The 16,290-nt window shown below is 71.2% G+C and carries 13 protein-coding genes; 7 read left to right on the forward strand and 6 right to left on the reverse strand.

The window, feature by feature from the left end; all coding sequences use genetic code 11:
- Positions 1 to 121: 121 nt before the first annotated feature.
- Both AC4BEG_RS16150 and AC4BEG_RS16155 read right to left on the reverse strand, forming a co-directional pair.
- Positions 122 to 2,386 (reverse strand): protein kinase domain-containing protein, encoded by a 2,265-nt coding sequence (locus tag AC4BEG_RS16150; RefSeq protein ID WP_490706565.1) that lies wholly within the window; start codon positions 2,384 to 2,386, stop codon positions 122 to 124.
- A 2-nt stretch (positions 2,387 to 2,388) separates the two neighbouring features.
- Positions 2,389 to 3,306, reverse strand: a complete 918-nt coding sequence (locus AC4BEG_RS16155; protein WP_490706566.1) for a serine/threonine-protein kinase — start codon at positions 3,304 to 3,306, stop codon at positions 2,389 to 2,391.
- 223 nt (positions 3,307 to 3,529) lie between these two features.
- Here AC4BEG_RS16155 and AC4BEG_RS16160 point away from each other — a divergent pair, with 223 nt between their 5' ends.
- Positions 3,530 to 3,763, forward strand: a complete 234-nt coding sequence (locus tag AC4BEG_RS16160) for a hypothetical protein (RefSeq protein ID WP_490706567.1) — start codon at positions 3,530 to 3,532, stop codon at positions 3,761 to 3,763.
- A gap of 2 nt (positions 3,764 to 3,765) precedes the next feature.
- Positions 3,766 to 4,920, forward strand: a complete 1,155-nt coding sequence (locus AC4BEG_RS16165) for a right-handed parallel beta-helix repeat-containing protein (RefSeq protein WP_490706568.1) — start codon at positions 3,766 to 3,768, stop codon at positions 4,918 to 4,920.
- A gap of 69 nt (positions 4,921 to 4,989) precedes the next feature.
- Here AC4BEG_RS16165 and AC4BEG_RS16170 read toward each other — a convergent pair whose 3' ends face one another.
- Together AC4BEG_RS16170 and AC4BEG_RS16175 are read right to left on the reverse strand one after the other, a co-directional pair.
- Positions 4,990 to 5,715, reverse strand: coding sequence for a DUF899 domain-containing protein (locus AC4BEG_RS16170; RefSeq protein ID WP_490706569.1), 726 nt, complete (start codon positions 5,713 to 5,715; stop codon positions 4,990 to 4,992).
- Positions 5,716 to 5,851: 136 nt separating this feature from the next.
- Complete coding sequence (locus AC4BEG_RS16175) at positions 5,852 to 6,979, reverse strand: PP2C family protein-serine/threonine phosphatase (protein ID WP_490706570.1); 1,128 nt, start codon at positions 6,977 to 6,979, stop codon at positions 5,852 to 5,854.
- Positions 6,980 to 7,170: 191 nt separating this feature from the next.
- Between AC4BEG_RS16175 and AC4BEG_RS16180 the strand changes: the two genes are divergently transcribed.
- The 4 genes from AC4BEG_RS16180 to AC4BEG_RS16195 all read left to right on the forward strand — a co-directional run bounded on the left by AC4BEG_RS16180 (position 7,171) and on the right by AC4BEG_RS16195 (position 10,831).
- Complete coding sequence (locus tag AC4BEG_RS16180) at positions 7,171 to 7,659, forward strand: hypothetical protein (protein WP_490706571.1); 489 nt, start codon at positions 7,171 to 7,173, stop codon at positions 7,657 to 7,659.
- A gap of 69 nt (positions 7,660 to 7,728) precedes the next feature.
- Positions 7,729 to 8,700 (forward strand): ATP-binding cassette domain-containing protein, encoded by a 972-nt coding sequence (locus AC4BEG_RS16185; RefSeq protein ID WP_490706572.1) that lies wholly within the window; start codon positions 7,729 to 7,731, stop codon positions 8,698 to 8,700.
- Positions 8,697 to 9,521, forward strand: a complete 825-nt coding sequence (locus AC4BEG_RS16190; RefSeq protein ID WP_490706573.1) for an ABC transporter permease — start codon at positions 8,697 to 8,699, stop codon at positions 9,519 to 9,521. The genes AC4BEG_RS16185 and AC4BEG_RS16190 overlap by 4 nt, the downstream gene beginning before the upstream one ends.
- A 65-nt stretch (positions 9,522 to 9,586) precedes the next feature.
- Positions 9,587 to 10,831 carry a cytochrome P450 gene (locus tag AC4BEG_RS16195; protein WP_490706574.1) on the forward strand — a complete coding sequence of 415 codons (1,245 nt, stop codon included), beginning with the start codon at positions 9,587 to 9,589 and terminating at the stop codon, positions 10,829 to 10,831.
- Positions 10,832 to 10,852: 21 nt separating this feature from the next.
- On the opposite strand, the gene AC4BEG_RS16200 is transcribed toward AC4BEG_RS16195, so the two are convergent.
- Entirely contained in the window at positions 10,853 to 14,164 is a 3,312-nt protein-coding gene (locus tag AC4BEG_RS16200) for an ATP-binding protein (protein WP_490706575.1), read from the reverse strand.
- A 184-nt stretch (positions 14,165 to 14,348) separates the two neighbouring features.
- Here AC4BEG_RS16200 and AC4BEG_RS16205 point away from each other — a divergent pair, with 184 nt between their 5' ends.
- Positions 14,349 to 15,740, forward strand: a complete 1,392-nt coding sequence (locus AC4BEG_RS16205; protein ID WP_490706576.1) for a DUF1996 domain-containing protein — start codon at positions 14,349 to 14,351, stop codon at positions 15,738 to 15,740.
- A 100-nt stretch (positions 15,741 to 15,840) separates the two neighbouring features.
- On the opposite strand, the gene AC4BEG_RS16210 is transcribed toward AC4BEG_RS16205, so the two are convergent.
- Entirely contained in the window at positions 15,841 to 16,281 is a 441-nt protein-coding gene (locus AC4BEG_RS16210) for a hypothetical protein (protein ID WP_490706577.1), read from the reverse strand.
- Positions 16,282 to 16,290: the final 9 nt, after the last annotated feature.

A 16,290-nucleotide genomic window follows, 5' to 3' on the forward strand; every position in this document is an offset into this window, starting at 1 on the left:
CGGCTGCCGTCCGGCGGCAGGGCGCCGGAACGGACTCATGGGGATGAGCTCTCGTGGGAGGGAAGTCCCGCTAAGGGGCGCATGCGACGGCGGTCGGGCGGACGGGCTCATGTGGACGGGCTCACTCGAAGGGGATGGCACAGACGAAGACTCCGCTCGTCCACACCAGCCTCCTGGCCCGCTCATGGGCCACGAACGTGCTGTCGAAGGTGCTGGGGACGCGGAGGGTCCAGGCCACCTCATGAGTGCGCAGATCGACAGCCGCGATCTTCGCGTTGCCGTCGACGGCGACGTACGCGTACCGTCGGCTGATGACCGGTGTGAGGTCGAGGTTGGGCACCGCATCACCGAAGTCCGCCTCCCACAACGGCTTTCCGGTGTCCGCCGTCACGGCGGCGAGTCCGCGGGTGCCCTCGGCGACGTAGACCACGCCGTCCCGCACCGCGGGCCTGCCGTACGGGCGGGCGTCCGCCCCGATCGCCCCCTTGTCCCGGCCCTCGCCGAACTCCCACGCCTTGTCCCCATCGGAGAGCCGGAACGCCTTGAGGTGCGCGGAGCCGAAGTACACCCGCTTGTTGTCCGCGACGAGCTGGCCGGGACGGAGGTACGACTCGCTGTCGTCCCGCTGCCTGGGCAGGCTCCAGTTCCACAGCGACTCCCCGGTGCGGGTGCTGCGGGCGCGGATCGCGTCCTCGTCGGGGAGGTCTCTGATGCGCCGGGTCAGCAGCAGACGGTGCCCGACGACATCGGCGACGGTGTTCGTGTCTTCGGCACTGGGGTTGTAGGCGCCTGTGATCGGCTGACGCCACCGCTCCTTGCCCGTGCCGAGGTCGACCGCCACGGTGTTCCAGCCGTAGTTGGTATCGCCGGGCTTGTAGGACTTCCCCTTCTTCATGGCGATCAGGTACATCACACCGTCCGCGACGAGCAGTGGATCCGGGGAGTCCCCCGGGCTCCCGTCGAGGTCCAGGAACGGCCCGGCCACCCGGCGCGGTGTGCCGTCGTCGAGGTCGATGGAGTGGACTGTCAGCCCCTTCGGGTCCGGGTCCTCCGGTATCACGGCGTAGGCTCGCTCGCCGTCCGAGACGACCCCCCAGTCGAGGCCGCGGTCCACGTTCTTCCACTTCCGGGTCCAGCGTTCCTTGCCGGTTCTGGCGTCCAGCCCCACCAGGGCGCTCCGGGTCTTCACCAGGACCAGGTCCCCGACGGGCAGCGGGGCGAAGTTCCCGTCCACGTCATCGGTCTTCGCCCACCACACCGCACGCGACGGGACGTTGGCGGGACGGACTTGGCGGGTGTGGGGCCGGGTGTCGTCCTGCCGACGGGCGGACCACGCCCAGGCACCGGCCCCCGCGGCGGCCAGGCCGAGGGCCGAACCGCCGCCGACGGTCAGGAATCGCCGCCTCGACATCCGGGCGCCGCGGGTGGGGGTCGGCTCCACCGCCTCGGGAGGCGGCGCGGGCAGCCGCGCCGGCTGGACCTGCCACACTTCAGTGGCCCGCCGGGCGATCTCGGCGAGCAGTGTGTCGGGCATCCCCTCCCGGAACGCTTCCGACTCCTCGGCGGGCTCGTTCTGCTCACCGTCCGATCCGCTCAGCTCGCGCGCGAGCTCGGCGGTGCCCGGGCGGCGTGCGGGGTCCTTGTCGAGGCAACGGGTCAGCACCGGCACGAGCGCGGTGGGCACCCCGGTCAGATCGGGCTCGGCATAGCGCACCCGGTAGAGCAAGTCGGCGGCCTGACCGCCGCCGAAGGGGCCGTGCCCGGTGGCCGCGAAGACCAGCACCCCGGCGAGCGCGAACACATCGCCCACCGCCGTGTGTTCCCTGCCCTCCGCCTGCTCCGGGGACATGAAGGCGGGGGTGCCCGCCGTCGCACCGACGCGGGTCAACCGCTCATCGCCGATGGCGCGGGCGATACCGAAGTCGATCAGCTTCGGGCCAAGGTCGGTGACGAGGACGTTGGACGGTTTGAGGTCGCGGTGTACCACGTCCGAGCCGTGCAGCTGGCCGAGCGCGGTACACAGGGCGGCGCCGAGCGCCCGTACCGTACGCTCCGGCAGCGGACCGCACAGCACCACCGCCTCGTCCAGCGGCGGGCCGAGCACGTACTCGGTGGCCAGCCAGGGGATGTCGGCGAACGGATCGGCGTCCACCACCGCCGCGCCGTACCGCCCGCCGATGACGCGGGCGGCGTCGACCTCCAGCCGAAAGCGGGTGCGGAACTCGGCCTCGCCGGCGAGCCGTTCGTGCATCGTCTTGACCGCGACGGTGCGTCCGGCCGCCGAACGGGCCAGATAGACGTTGCCCATACCGCCGCCGCCGAGCCGGGCCACCAGCCGGTACGCGCCGAGCTGCGCGGGGTCGTCGTGGGTCAGGGGGTGGGCCATCGTCAGCGCTCTCCGAGCGAGGTCGGCGAGTACGCCGGTCCGGGCGCGTGCGGGTCCGGCGCCCGCGTCTCCGTGGCCAGCAGCTCGGCGGAATGCCGGATGAGTACCCCGACGACCCTCCTGGGCAGCCAGCCCGGCCCGAGCATCCCGACGGCCGCGCCTCCGTCCGGCGCCTCGTCCGTACGCGTCAACTCCAGCAGCAGCGGCCCGGCCTGCGGCCGGATCCCCGGATCCCGGGCCAGGCAGCGGGCGACCGTGTTGCGCAGCCCCTCCGGCAGCTCACGCCGCTCGGGCACGGCGTGTCCGGTCGCGGCGTACGCGAGCACCGAACCCAGCCCGTGAATGTCACCGGGGGGTCCGCTCTCCCCGCCCCCGGCCGCCTCGGGCGGCAGCCCCGAAGCGAACCCGGGCGGGCCCGACCGGTGCGCCCCGGCACACGTCAGCCGCGGCCCGTCCGCGGCGAGCAGCACCGCGGCGGGCGAGACGCCACCGTGGGTCGTCCCCTGCGCGTGCATCCCCGCCAGAGCCTCGGCCAACGCGGCACCCAGCGCCCGCACCGTACGCTCCGGCAACGGCCCCCCGTACGCGGCGAGGGCCCCCGGAAGCGGCACCGCGGGCAGATACGGGTAGGCGTACCAAACGTCCCCGCCCGCGCCCCCGGTGTTGGACACCGGCGCGATCCACGCCCCGGCCGACCCGCGCCGCGCGGCCTCCGCCTCCGCCTCCGCCTCCGCCACGAACCTCTCGGCGTCCGCACCGGGCCGCGGCATGCCTATCACGACTGTACGGCCCCCACCCGGCAGCCGCCCCACGAACCGCCGCTCCGGGGCCCGCTCCCGGCCCCTGTCCTCACAGTCGAAGCGGGCCACGACCTCGTACGGACCGATCCGCTGTGGATCGTCTGGGCGCAGCGACTCCATGGATGGCGACTCCCCCGCTCGCGGCCAATCAGCGCGACCAACCTTATGCCAGCCCTACGACCGCCCCGTCGGCCCCCTCTGACAACCCGTCAGCGAGTCGTCTGCGGCAGGGGTGCAGCTCGGGCGGAGTTTCTACGACGATCGCGGGCGGCCATGTCGGCGACCAGTTCGCGTACGGCCGGACCGGCCTGCGACAGACACACATCCGGCCCCGCTCAGGGCCTTGGCCGCGCACCTGGCCGGTGTCGGCGAGCACGTCCTTGACGTGCGACAGGTGCCCGACCAGCGCGGATCGAAGGCGTGGCAGGTGCTGGCCGCCAGCGGCCGCTACGCGCTGAAAGCCGCCACTGGCGGCGGTGGGGCGGAGGGACGGGACAAACGTGCCGAGCCGGGCCGCGAAGCCCAGGAGGAGCCGTTTGGCGGTACAGCAGGTGAGGGTGCGATCACCTGCCGTTAGAAATGAAGCGTTATCTCGTCATCCCGGCTGACCAGCATGGCCACTCGGTGCCGGTTGATGTGCCACTTCACTCCACCGCTGAGAAAGGCGTAGCGATGAGGATCATTCTGCGATCCGGCGGCGTGATAGCCGCGGTCGGTATGGGACTGTCCCTTGCGGTCCTGCCAGCCGGATCGGCCAGTGCAGCCGGGGGGACCGGCGGGGGGACTCGGGTGCCGTGCAACGACATCACCGGCCTGATAGACGCGATCAACGAGGCCAACACCAGCGGTGGTCGCATCGTCCTCGCGCCCCACTGCACCTACACGCTGACCGCGCCCGACAACACGGACAATGGGCTTCCGGAGATCACTGGGGATGTGACCATCTCCGGCCGTGACACCACCATTCGACGTGACCCGGACTCGACGGAGAGCTTCCGCATCTTGCGCGTCCTGCCCAGTGGCACCCTCACCCTGAAGTCGCTCACGGTCAGCGGCGGCAGCCTTGACAGCGACACCGGTGGCGGCATCGCGGTCCGGGAGGGCACGCTGAACCTCAACCACACGGTCATCAAGGGCAATCACGCTGATACGGGTGGTGGCCTCTCCAACTTCGCTGGAGAGATCAACCTCGACCGCAGCATCGTCGTGCAGAACACCGCATCCCGCTTCGGCGGCGGAATCCTCAACGACGGCAACGGCACGCTGACGATGAAGCGCGGGTCCCTGCTCAAGAACGAGGCGGCCAGCGACAATGGTGGCGGCTTGGAGAACATCCTGGGCACCGCGTCTCTGGAGTACACATCGGTCAAGGGCAACACCTCCGCCCTTCTGGGTGGCGGCATCCGCAACACCAATGGCTCCACCCTGCACCTGACATCGACCACTGTCAGGGAGAACACGGCTGAGTCAGGCGGGGGCCTTTCCAACAACATCGGTCCCGCCACACTGGACCGAAGCCTGGTCACGCGTAACACGGCGAGTTCCACCGGTGGTGGCATCCTCAATGAGGGCGGCGGAGAGGTCACGCTCACTGACACCAGGGTCATCCGCAACACCCCGGACAACTGCGCACCCGAGGGCAGCGTCCCTGGATGCACCAACCCCACCAAACGCACCACCCCGTCGGCCGTGCGACAGTCCCCGCCTTCCGACGACATCAAAGTCCGCAAGTGAGCAAGACGATGGAGAAGGGCGGAGCCCACTCGCTGGGTTGCGCTCTTCCTGTTCTGTACGTGAGCAAGCTCAGTCAGCCCGGCCTCGGGGGCCGCGGCGGGTCTGGGCCAGCCACTCCGGCGCCGTCTCGGTTTCGCCGTATGCGTCGTGCCAGTTCCACCATTCGTACGGCGGGGTTTGGGGATAGCCCTCGGGGGAGTTCTCCCATGTCTCCTGCCGCCCGAGCGCGGTCATGTCGAGGTAGCTCCAGGTGCTGCCCAACGCCTCGTCGCCGCGGGCGTTGATGAAGTAGGTGCGGAAGACGCCGTCGCCATCGCGGATGAACGCGTTGGTGCCGTGCCACTCGTTCACATCGAAGTCGGTGTCGAAATCGTCGGTGATCGTGTACCAGGGCACCGTCCAGCCCATGCGCGCTTTCAGCCGCTCGATCTCCGGCTGCGGCGCGCGCGAGGCGAAGACGAGTGTGGTGTCGCGGGCATGCAGATGAGCGAGGTCGCCCACGTGGTCGGCCACCATGGAGCAACCGCGGCAAGCGTGGTCGGGCCAGCCGAATACGCCGGGCTCGAAGAAGGCGCGGTAGACGATCAGCTGACGACGCCCCTGGAACAGATCGAGCAGACTCGCCTTGCCCTCGGGGCCGTCGAACTCATAGTCCTTGTCCACCGCCACCCATGGCATCCGCCGACGCTTGGCGGCCAGTGCGTCACGGGCGCGGGTCAACTGCTTCTCTTCCACAAGCAGCTGCTCGCGCGCCGCCTCCCACTCCTGCGGCGAAACGATCGGGGGTGTCTTCATGGTGACGTTCACCTTCCGTTCGGTCCGCAGCTCCGGGCGCTGCCCGGCAGGCCCCTGTGTCCAGGATCAGCCGCCAACGGCACGGGCGCACGTCGATACCTACAGAATCAAACGTGTGATCGAAGCGCGGGGCGGCCTATGTGTCGACGCGGTCGATCACGACCATCGCCACATCGTCCGCCAGCCAGCCCTCCGTGTGATGCATCAATCGACCGTGCAGGTCGTGCAGGAACTCCGGCGGGGTGCACGAGTGCACCGCCGCCATCGCTTCGGGCAGGGGGAAGAAGCCATGGTCGCGGTTGCGGGCTTCGATCACGCCGTCGGTGTACAGCAGGAGACGGTCGCCGGGGGCGAAGGGATAGGTCTCGGCCTTGGCGGGAGGGCCGGAGAAGAAGCCCTCCAGGCCGAGGGGCGGCAGGGGCGAGGTGGGGAGCAGGGGGTGGACCTTGCCGTGGCTCAGGACCAGTGGGGGTGGATGGCCTCGGTTGACCAGCTGGACCACGGGGGTGTCCGGGACCTGGGCGACCAGGACGGTGACAAACTCCTCCGCCTGGTCGTCCTCGTCGGCCGCGCCCGTCACGGCGCCCTCCCGCCGTAGGGCGGCCGCGCAGTGGTCGACCACTTCCACCAGGTCGTCCTCGTAGTGCACGGCTTCGCGGAACGCGCTGAGCACGGCGGCGGCCGCGCGGACGGCGTGGAGGCCCTTGCCCCGTACGTCTCCCACGATCAGCCGGACCCCGTACCGGGTGTGCACGGCCTCGTAGAGATCACCGCCGATCCGGGCGCCCGTCTCGGCCGCGAGATAGGTGCTGGCCGCCCGCAAGGGGCCCAGCCTGGCGGGTACGGGGCGCAGGATGACCTCTTGGGCCGCCGAGGAGATGCGGCGGATCTGGTCGAGTTCACTCTGTCTGCGCGTACGCACGGCATTACTCGTGGTGATACTGGCCGCGGACACCAGCAGAAGCCCCGCAAGATTGCTGTAGACCTGGTTACTGCCCCATGCGTCGTTATAGGTGGCGGTGATCACGCTGACGGTCAGGGCGACGGCCGCGGACGCCATCGTGCCCCTGGGACCCATCGTCAACGCGGCCAGCGCCGGGGTCGCGGTGAGGAACGGGCCGGTGTACAGGAAGTGGGCGGGGGTGAGCTCGATGGCCAGCACGAGCAGCGCGATCACGAAGGGCACACACTGCTCGAGCGTGATCACGAACCGGCCGTGATCGTCCGCCCCCGGTGCCGGTGGTGAACGGACGAGCGACCCCATGGATCCAGCCTGCCCCGTCGGAGCAGCAGGGTCCACCCTGTCCTGATACAGGTTGTATGTGCTGGTACATGCTGGTACGGGGTTGTCTCACACAGTCACAGGGTCACGCTCTCCCCAGACCCGCAAGACGTATCGTCTCGTTGACATGCCCGCGGTCCCCACGGAGATCATCAAGTGACAGTCTGTCGGGCGTGGATGGGATCACTGGAGGCACGGTTCTCGCCCTGCTCGGCGTCTTCCTGGGGACCGCGGGCACCCTCATCGGGCAGCATCTGACCACGCGGGTCGAGGTGCAGCGGGAACACCGGCAGCGCGCCGACATCGAGCGGGCCGAACGCAAGGACGCCATCCTCGCGTTCCTGACCGCCGCGCAGCGGGTGGAGTTGATACTCGACCGCAGAAAGCTCGGGCTGCCGTCCCCCGATGACCCCGAGGACGAGAAGCTGCACGATCTGTGGCTGGCGCAGAAGGCCGTGGAGCTGGTGTGTTCCTGGGAAGTGGCGCAGGCGGCACATGAGTTCACCACCGTGCTGCACACGCTCATCCGCAACAGCCCGCCGGACGGGCAGCCGACGGGGAAGCGGGAGCGGCGGCACGCCTTCATGGAGGCGGCGCGGGGGGAGTTGGAGGGTGCGCGGGCACAGGCGGGTGCGCGGCCAGGGGCGGGTGTCCGGGGGTGAAACCCGGGGGCCGGGTCCTGAAACCGGTGTGAAACCGCGCTGAAGGCGAGCTCCCGCAGGCTCTGCCGCATGACGACAGCACAGCGACCGAACAGGGCCGACGCCGCCATCGCGGTCGGCGGCCTGCGGAAGGCCTACGGCGACAAGGTGGTCCTCGACGGGATCGATCTGCGGGTGCCGCGGGGGACGATCTTCTCGCTGCTCGGGCCGAACGGAGCCGGGAAGACCACCACGGTCCAGATCCTCTCCACCCTCATCAGCGCCGACAGCGGGCAGGCGAGCGTCGCCGGGCACGATGTGGCGGCGGAGGCCCACGCCGTGCGCGCGGCGATCGGGGTGACCGGGCAGTTCTCGGCGGTGGACAGCATGATCACCGGCGAGGAGAACATGGCGCTGATGGCGGATCTGCACCATCTGGGGCGCCGGGAGGGGCGGCGGATCACCGGGGAGCTGCTGGAGCGGTTCGATCTGGTGGAGGCGGCCAGGAAGCCCGCGTCCACCTACTCCGGGGGCATGCGGCGGCGTCTGGACATCGCGATGACGCTGGTCGGGAACCCGAGCGTGATCTTCCTCGATGAGCCGACGACCGGACTCGACCCGCGCAGCCGGCACAACATGTGGGAGATCATCCGGGACTTGGTGGCCGGCGGTGTCACCGTCTTTCTCACCACGCAGTACCTGGAGGAGGCCGATCAGCTCGCCGACCGGATCGCCGTCCTCAGCCAGGGGAAGCTGGTGGCCGAGGGCACTCCCGCCGAGCTCAAGCGGCTGGTGCCCGGTGGACATGTGCGGTTGCGGTTCCGCGACGCCGAGTCCCTCGCGGCGGCCGCCAGGGCGCTCGGCGGCGGGATCCCGCAGCAGGAGGACCTCTCCCTCCAGGTGCCGGGCGACGGCAGCGTCGCGGCGCTGCGCGCCCTGCTCGACCGTCTCGACCGCGCGGCCGTCACCCCCGACGCGCTCACCGTGCACACCCCCGACCTCGATGACGTCTTCTTCGCCGTCACCGGCCGCCCCGGCAACGAAAAGGTGCAAGCCCGATGAACTCCACCACGAACTCCCCCGCGCATCTGCGGTCCTTCGCGGTCCGTGACTCCCTCACCATGCTGCGGCGCAATCTGCTGCACGCCCGGCGCTACCCGTCCATGACCCTCGGCGTCGCCGGAATGCCGGTGATCATGCTGCTCCTCTTCGTCTACGTCTTCGGCAGCGCGCTCAGCGCCGGACTCGGTGGCAGCGGTGGCGGTGGCGGGAGCCGCGCCGACTACATCGCCTACGTCGTCCCCGGCATCCTGCTGATGACCGTGGGATCCGGGGCGATGCCCACCGCTGTCGCGGTCTGCACCGACATGGCCGAGGGCATCGTCGCCCGCTTCCGCACCATGGCCATCTCCCGGGCCTCGGTCCTGGTCGGCCATGTGATCGGCAGTGTGATCCAGACGGTGGTCAGCCTGGTGCTGGTGACCGGGGTCGCCCTCGCGATCGGGTTCCGTTCCGGCGCCGGGGCGGTGGAGTGGCTGGCCGCGGCCGGGCTGCTGGTGCTGCTGAGCCTCGCGGTCACCTGGCTGGCGGTCGGCCTCGGTCTGGCGAGCCCGACGGCCGAGGCGGCGAGCAATGCCGTACTGCCCGTGTCGCTGCTGCTGCCCTTTGTCAGCAGCGCCTTCGTCCCCGTGGACGCCATGCCCGGCTGGATCCGCTGGTTCGCCGAGTACCAGCCGTACACCACCGTCATCGAGACGCTGCGCGGACTGCTCACCGGTACGGAGATCGGCACCAACGGATGGCTCGCCGTGGGCTGGTGCCTCGCCATCGCCCTGCTCGGCTACGTCTGGTCCAAGCGACAGTTCGGTCGTGACCCCGGCTAGAGCCCGTCGTCAAAGGGCCCACCCCAGCGATCAGCCACCAGCCACCTTCGACGTGAAAGGCCGTCATGTCCGACCGCACCGTTCACCTCACCCCCGAACTCCTCCAGGACCCCGTCCGCGGATACACCGCCCTCCGCTCCCGCCCCGAACTCCCCCGCGTGGTCCTCCCGGGGCTCACCACCCCCGTGCGGCTCGTCACCCGCTACGCCGACGTCAAGGCCGCCCTCACCGAGCCCCGGCTGATCCGGGACCGTTCCAAGGTGCCCGGCGGGGCCGGGGGTTCGGATCCGCAGGCCGAACTGATGGATGCCGCGTCCGCCGGTCTCCCGCCCGAGTACGTGAAGTACCTCTCCGGCCATCTGGCGCTGTTCGACGGCGAGGAGCACGCACGCCGCCGGGCGCCTCTGACCCGGGCCTTCACCGCCCGGCGCATCGCGGGCTTGCGGGAGTTCACCGAGCGGGCGGCGGACGCGCTGATCGGTGCGCTGGCGACGAAGGACGAGGCCGATCTGCTGGGGGAGTTCGCCTATCCGCTGACCACCGCCGTCATCTGCGAACTCGTCGGTTTCGACGCGGCGGACCGGGACCGGATGTGCGGATGGATCCGTGACTTCGCGTACGGCGACGGAAGCCGGGTGGGCGACGCCCTCGGCGGCATCGTGGGCCACCTCAAGGAGCTGATCGCCCGGCGCCGCGAGACCCCCACCGACGACCTGGTCTCCGCACTGCTGCGCACCGCCCGCGAGAGCAGTGGCCCGCTCACCGAGGACGAGATCATCGCGATCGTCTTCCTGCTCATCAACACCGGGATCACCCCGCCCGCGCTCTTCCTCGCCCACGCCGTGCTCACCCTGCTCGACCATCCGGACCAGCTGGCCCGGCTGCGCGCCGAGCCGGAGCTGCTCGACCGCGCCGTGCCCGAACTGCTCCGCTACGTCACCCTCGTACGGATCGGCGCCTCGATGTACGCCACCGAGGACTTCGCGTTCGCCGGGACACCGATCACCAAGGGCGAGACGGTGACGGTCGCGCTGCTCGCCGCCGATCACGACCCGGCGGAGTACGGGGACGCCCCGGAACGGCTCGACATCGGGCGGGAGATGGGCCGCGGCGATGGCCATCTGGCCTTCGGGTACGGCGCCCACTACTGCCTGGGCGCCGCGCTCGGCCGCCTGGTGACCGGCGTGGTCTTCGAACGGCTGCTCATCGCGCGGCCGCAGCCGGAGCTCGCCGTGGGCCGTGACGAGCTGGAGTTCGGGCACTGGCCCGCGGACGGCTTCCATCTGCTGCGGCTGCCGGTCCGGCTCTGAACGGCTCCGGGCCGAGGGCCCTCAGTCCACCGCCATCCGTTCCCCCAGCAGCGCCAGCGCGGCCCCGCTCAGCTCTTCCCGCCCCAGGGCGGCGTACGCCGACACCGCCTCGTCGTACGCCGCCCCGTCGGCGTTCCCGGCCGCGCTCCGCGCGCGGGCGGAGGACATCGTGGGCTGGAAGCTGCGCAGACAGCGGAACCGCTCGGCCAGGGCGATCAGCCGTACGCCGATCCCCCGCGCCGCCGCCGCGTCGGCGGCCCCGTCCGCGCGGGCCAGATCGGCCGTGCCGAGCGCGAGCAGCAGCGTTCCGCAGATGGGGAAGTCCACCAAGGTGCGCTGGGCGGTGACCACGGGACGGGACAGCAGCGCCGTCAGCCGGGCCGGAAGCGCTGCGACGAGATCGGCGACCGCGTCGAGGCCGCCGTGCTGGGCGTGCGCGGCGACCGCCACCGCCTGGACCTCCAGCGTCCAGGGTTCCCCGAGCGGGTCGACGTCCCGTGCGGCATCGGGTGTGTCCCCGGGCCCGCTCGCCGCCGACGCCCGCACCACCGCTTCGCGCCACAGGCCGAGCCCCTTCTCCGTCTCGCCCCGCGCGAGCGCGATCTCCGCACGCGCCCCGAGCTCGGGGGTCAGCAGCTCCAACGCGTCCTCCGGCCGGTTGAGCGCGGCCTGCTCGAGCCAGTACTCGGCGGTGTCCACCGAACCCGTCCGGAGGTTGGCCAGCACCAGGCCCCAGCGCAGCCCCATCATGTCGGTCCAGTCACCGAACGCGTCGAGCAGCCGCATCGCCTCGGTCAGATGGTGCGCCGCCTCCTCGCCGCGTTCGCTCGCAAGGCAGAGTTCGCCGAGCCGGGACAGGGCGAGGATCCGCAGCCAGGGGACCCCGCGGCCCTGAAGAGCGTCGAGCATCCGGCGGACGGCGGCCATCGCCCGTTCCGGTTCGTGCTCGCTCTCCCACACATATCCGGCCACGCCCTCGGCGACGGACGCGAGCAGCGGCGACTCGCTCGCGCACAGCGCGTCCAGCACGGTGTGGTCGGGGCCGAGTACCGCGGGCACCGCGCGCAGGACCGTCGCGACCGCCCTGACCAGGGAGTCCGGCGGGGCGTCCGGCAGTCGGCGCAGCGTGGCGAGGAAGCGCAGCGGGCCGGTGGGAACGCCGAGGAAGGCGTTGGCGGTGACCAGGGCGGCGACCGTGCGGGTCACCTCGGTGTACGCGGGCTCCGGACGGTAGTGGGACAGCAGCCGACCGGTGTCCCGGGCCAGGGCGATCATCCGGACGTAGTTGGCCTCGGTGGTCCACAGGGCGCACAGCGCGGCGGCCGTGGCCGCGACCGTGGGGGCGTCCTCACGGGCCAGGCCGAGCCGCAGTGCCCGTACCAGGTTGTCCTGTTCGGCGCCGATCAGCCGCCAGGAGGCGAAGGCGTCGGGGCCGAAGGGCGCGTCGTGGTGGGTGATGCCGAAGTGGCGGGCCCAGGCGAGGAACCGGTCCGTCACCCAGGGGGTCTCCCCGGCCCGCTCCCGGTGGACGGCGCTGAACTCCCGTACGGTCTCCAGCATCCGGAAGCGGGTGCCGGACGCGGTGTCGGCCACCTTGAGCAGCGACTGGTCCACCAAGTCCGTCAGTACGCCCAGCACCTCCACCTCCCCGAAGGGGTCGGCGAACAGCTCGTGTCCGCCCAGGAGGTGTTCGGCGGCATCCGCCGTGAAGCCGCCGGGGAAGACCGAGAGGGCGCGCAGGGCGGCGCGGCCCGCCGGTTCGAGGAGGTTCCAACTCCAGTCGACGACGGCGTGCAGGGTGCGATGGCGCTGGGGTGCGTCGCGCGCCCCACCCCGCAGCAGCGCGAACCGGTCCTCCAGGCGGTCGGCCATCTCGGCCACCGACATCACCCGCACCCGGGCCGCGGCCAGTTCGGTCGCCAGGGGCAGCCCGTCCAGGTGGCGGCAGAGCGCGGCGACCCGGTCGGCGGGGAGTTCGACGCCGGGGCGGGCCGCACGGGCGCGCTGCTCGAACAGCTCCACCGTGGTCGCGAGGTCCAGCTCCGGCAGCGGATAAACCGATTCGGAGGTGAGGCCCAGCGGCGCCCGGCTGGTGGTGAGCACCCTCAGCTCGCGGGTCATGGACACCAGCGCGCGGACCAGTTCGGCGACCCCGCGGACGACGTGTTCGCAGTTGTCCAGGACGAGCAGGGCGGGGCCGGGTCCGAGGGCCGCGACGATGCCGGTGAGGACGTCGGTCGGCGGGGCGGAACCGGAGCCGCCGCCCGGCGGTCGGCGGGTCTCCCCCACGCCGAGCGCGGACGCGACCTCCCCGGCCACGTCCTCGTCGCCGGTGACACCGGCGAGCGCGACGAGGTGCACCACCCGCTGGTCGGCGTCCCGGCTGACCGCGCCCGCGAGCCGGGTCTTGCCGAGCCCGCCGGGGCCCACGACCGAGGTGACCCGCGCACTGCGCAGCAGCGCCGCCACGGCGGCGACATCGGCGTCCCGGCCGAGCAGCGGATTGGGCTCGTGCGGCACCCCGCGCCGCACCACGGGCGCCTCGGCGCACAGCAGTTCCTGGTGCAGGGCGCGCAGGGCGGGGCCGGGATCGGTGCCGAGTTCCTCGCGCAGGGCGCGGCGGTAGCCGTCGTACGTGGCAAGGGCGGTGGCGGTGCCCGCGGTGGCCGCCTCGCACCGCACCAGTTCGAGCAACAGCTCCTCGTCCCGAGGGCGTTCGCGGACCAGCGCGGCGAGCGGTGCGGCCGCCGCCTCACGGGCGCCGGTGCGCGCGAGCCCCAGTGCGCGGGCGCGCAGCAGCGCCCGGTACGTCGTCGCCCGCTCGGCGCGCAGCGCGGCGACCGGGTCCGCGGGGACGCCGTTCTCGTGGCCGGGAGTGCTGCCGGGAGTGCTGCCGGAAGTGCCGGGAGCGGAGGGAGCGCCGGGAGCGCCATGGCCGCCACCGTCGCCGTTCCAGAGGGCGAGTCCGGCCTCGGCCTCGGCGAGGGCACCGGCGTGGTCCCCGGCACGTGCCTTCTCCGCGCTCGCGGCGGCGTGCAGCAGTACGCAGGAGGCGTCGATCCGCTCCTCGGCGAGGGTGAGCCGGTAGCCGGTGGGGGTGCTGGCGATGGTGTCGGGGCCGAGCAGCGAGCGGGCCCGGGAGACCAGCACCTGCAACGCCTTGGTGGGATTCCCGGGTTGCCCGTCCGGCCACAGCCCGTCGATCAGGCGCGCCGTACCGCAGCCCGTCCGCGGCTCACCGGCCAGCAGGGCGAGCAGTCCGCGCAGCCGTGGGGCGCTGATCTCCTGCCCCCGGTGGGAGACCGTCGACAGCAGGGCCAACTCGATCGTCACCGGAGCAGGTTAGGCCCTGCCTGTCGCGTGGTGATGTGCGAGGTCCGGGCCGGATACGTGCGTCATGGAGAACTTTCGGCGGGCATTGAGAACTTTCGCCGCGGTTGGCGTATCTCCGACGACCACATCCATGAAGGGTGGACATGTGAATAAAAAGAAGCACAGACGGTCTCGACTGCTCGTCATGACCGTCGCCGGTGTGGCCGCGATGGGTGTCGGGGCTGGTGCCCTTCTGATGACCGACAACGACGCCTCGGCCGGGCAGTCCGGCGAACAGCAGGCGTCCGCGCGGGAGACGCTGACCATCAAGTGCCCGGACATCTCGATCCGTTTGACGCGGGTGCCGGAGCAGGCGCAACCCACGGTCGACGACGAGCTGGCGCGGATGGACAGCCAGGTCGCCACGGCGTACCAGCGGCTGGCCGCACGGGGAGCCGGTGCGGACGACGACTGGGTGAAGACGCGGGTGCTCGAACCGCTGTCGACACAGCGCCGCTCCGCGATCATCCGCATCACCGCGACGATCGACAAGGTCGCGTCCCGGCCGCACGGGCTGTCCTCACTGGCGTCGTGCACGGTGCAGCGGGACTCCGCAGCCACCGCCGAGGCCGCCGGTGCCACCCCCGCCCCGGCTGGTGCCACTCCGGCTGGTGCCACTCCGGCCGCGGACGGCCAGCAGCAACAGCCGCCGCAGAGCGGGCCGCAGAAGGCCGACTTCGTGGACATCCGCAGTGTGCGGCCCAACGTCAGCAAGCCGGCCCTGAACGGCGACGCGTCCAGGGGCACCTTCATCACGCGCTGCGGCCGCAACGAGAACAAGCACTTCAACCCGGACAACGTGATCGTGGCCCCCGGGGTGAGCAACGGCGCGCACCATATGCACGACTACGTCGGCAACCTCGCGACCGACGCGTTCTCCAGCGACCAGGATCTCGCCACCGCCGGGACCACCTGCACCAACGGCGACCGCTCGACCCACTACTGGCCGGTCCTGCGGCTGCGCGACGGCAGCAATGAGAAGGACGTGAACGCGGACGGAGGAGGAAAGGACGCCAACGTCGGGCGCATCCTCCAGCCCGCCTCGGTGAAGCTCAGCTTCCGCGGCAGCCCCGTCTCCAAGGTCACTGCGATGCCGAAGTTCCTGCGCATCATCACCGGTGACGCCAAGTCGTTCACCAACGGCACGGCCAACGCCAACGCCTCATGGAGCTGCACCGGATTCGAGAACCGGCAGCTGAAGGACAAGTACCCGCTGTGCCCGAGCGGCAGCAATGTGGTGCGTACGTTCAACTTCCAGAGCTGCTGGGACGGGAAGAACATCGACAGCGCCAACCACCGCTCCCATGTGGCGTTCGCCCAGGGCGACGGCTCATGTCCGCAGGGGTTCCAGGCGATTCCGCAGCTGGTCCAGCGGATCACCTACAAGGTCGCGCCCGGTTCGGTGTTCGCCGTCGACAGCTTCCCCGAGCAGCTGCACAAACCGGTCACGGACCACGGTGACTTCATCAATGTGATGTCGTCGCGGCTGATGGCGAAGGCGGTGCGCTGCATCAACGACGGCAGCAGGTGCGGCTGAGCCGCGTGCCGGTGCCGAACGACTCCGATGCCCCGGCGGACAGGGGACGTCCGCCGGGGCATCGGTTGAGCGCGTGAGCGGTTCAGGCCGCGGGCGCGGTTCAGGCGGCGGGCGCGGGGCGCAGGCCCAGCACCTTGAACGTGATCCGCTGGTCGATGTAGAGCAGGGCCACCGTGAGCGCGCACATCGTGGCGGCGAGGGCCAGATGCCCCGCCACCGAGGCCTGGGTGCCGAGCGCGCCCAGGACCACATGCAGCCCCAGCCGCAGACCGATCAGACCGAAGGCGATCTTCCGGGTGCGTGAGCCCTTCAGCATGGCCCGCACCAGCTTGATCCTGCGGCGCAGCACCGTGAGCCCCACCACCAGGTTGACCAGCCCGAGCACGGCGATGGCCACCCAGGCCACGTCCCACACCTGGCACAGGTCGTAGGCGGCGCCGCCGACGCCTTCGAAGGCGAAGAACCACACCGGCAGCGGCTTGATGTCCGCAAGGCCGTCCGTCCGTTCCTGCTGCTCGGTGATGGTGCCGGTGCCGGTCATATCCGCCCC

The sequence above is a fragment of the Streptomyces sp. JLBJ103 genome (genome assembly GCF_058215575.1).

Bases quoted from the DNA above. Each gene is read 5' to 3' on its own strand.
- AC4BEG_RS16150 (WP_490706565.1), bottom strand. From the start codon at position 2,386: ATGGCCCACCCCCTGACCCACGACGACCCCGCGCAGCTCGGCGCGTAC.
- AC4BEG_RS16155 (WP_490706566.1), bottom strand. From the start codon at position 3,306: ATGGAGTCGCTGCGCCCAGACGATCCACAGCGGATCGGTCCGTACGAG.
- AC4BEG_RS16165 (WP_490706568.1), top strand. From the start codon at position 3,766: ATGAAGCGTTATCTCGTCATCCCGGCTGACCAGCATGGCCACTCGGTG.
- AC4BEG_RS16170 (WP_490706569.1), bottom strand. From the start codon at position 5,715: ATGAAGACACCCCCGATCGTTTCGCCGCAGGAGTGGGAGGCGGCGCGC.
- AC4BEG_RS16175 (WP_490706570.1), bottom strand. From the start codon at position 6,979: ATGGGGTCGCTCGTCCGTTCACCACCGGCACCGGGGGCGGACGATCAC.
- AC4BEG_RS16185 (WP_490706572.1), top strand. From the start codon at position 7,729: ATGACGACAGCACAGCGACCGAACAGGGCCGACGCCGCCATCGCGGTC.
- AC4BEG_RS16190 (WP_490706573.1), top strand. From the start codon at position 8,697: ATGAACTCCACCACGAACTCCCCCGCGCATCTGCGGTCCTTCGCGGTC.
- AC4BEG_RS16195 (WP_490706574.1), top strand. From the start codon at position 9,587: ATGTCCGACCGCACCGTTCACCTCACCCCCGAACTCCTCCAGGACCCC.
- AC4BEG_RS16205 (WP_490706576.1), top strand. From the start codon at position 14,349: ATGACCGTCGCCGGTGTGGCCGCGATGGGTGTCGGGGCTGGTGCCCTT.
- AC4BEG_RS16210 (WP_490706577.1), bottom strand. From the start codon at position 16,281: ATGACCGGCACCGGCACCATCACCGAGCAGCAGGAACGGACGGACGGC.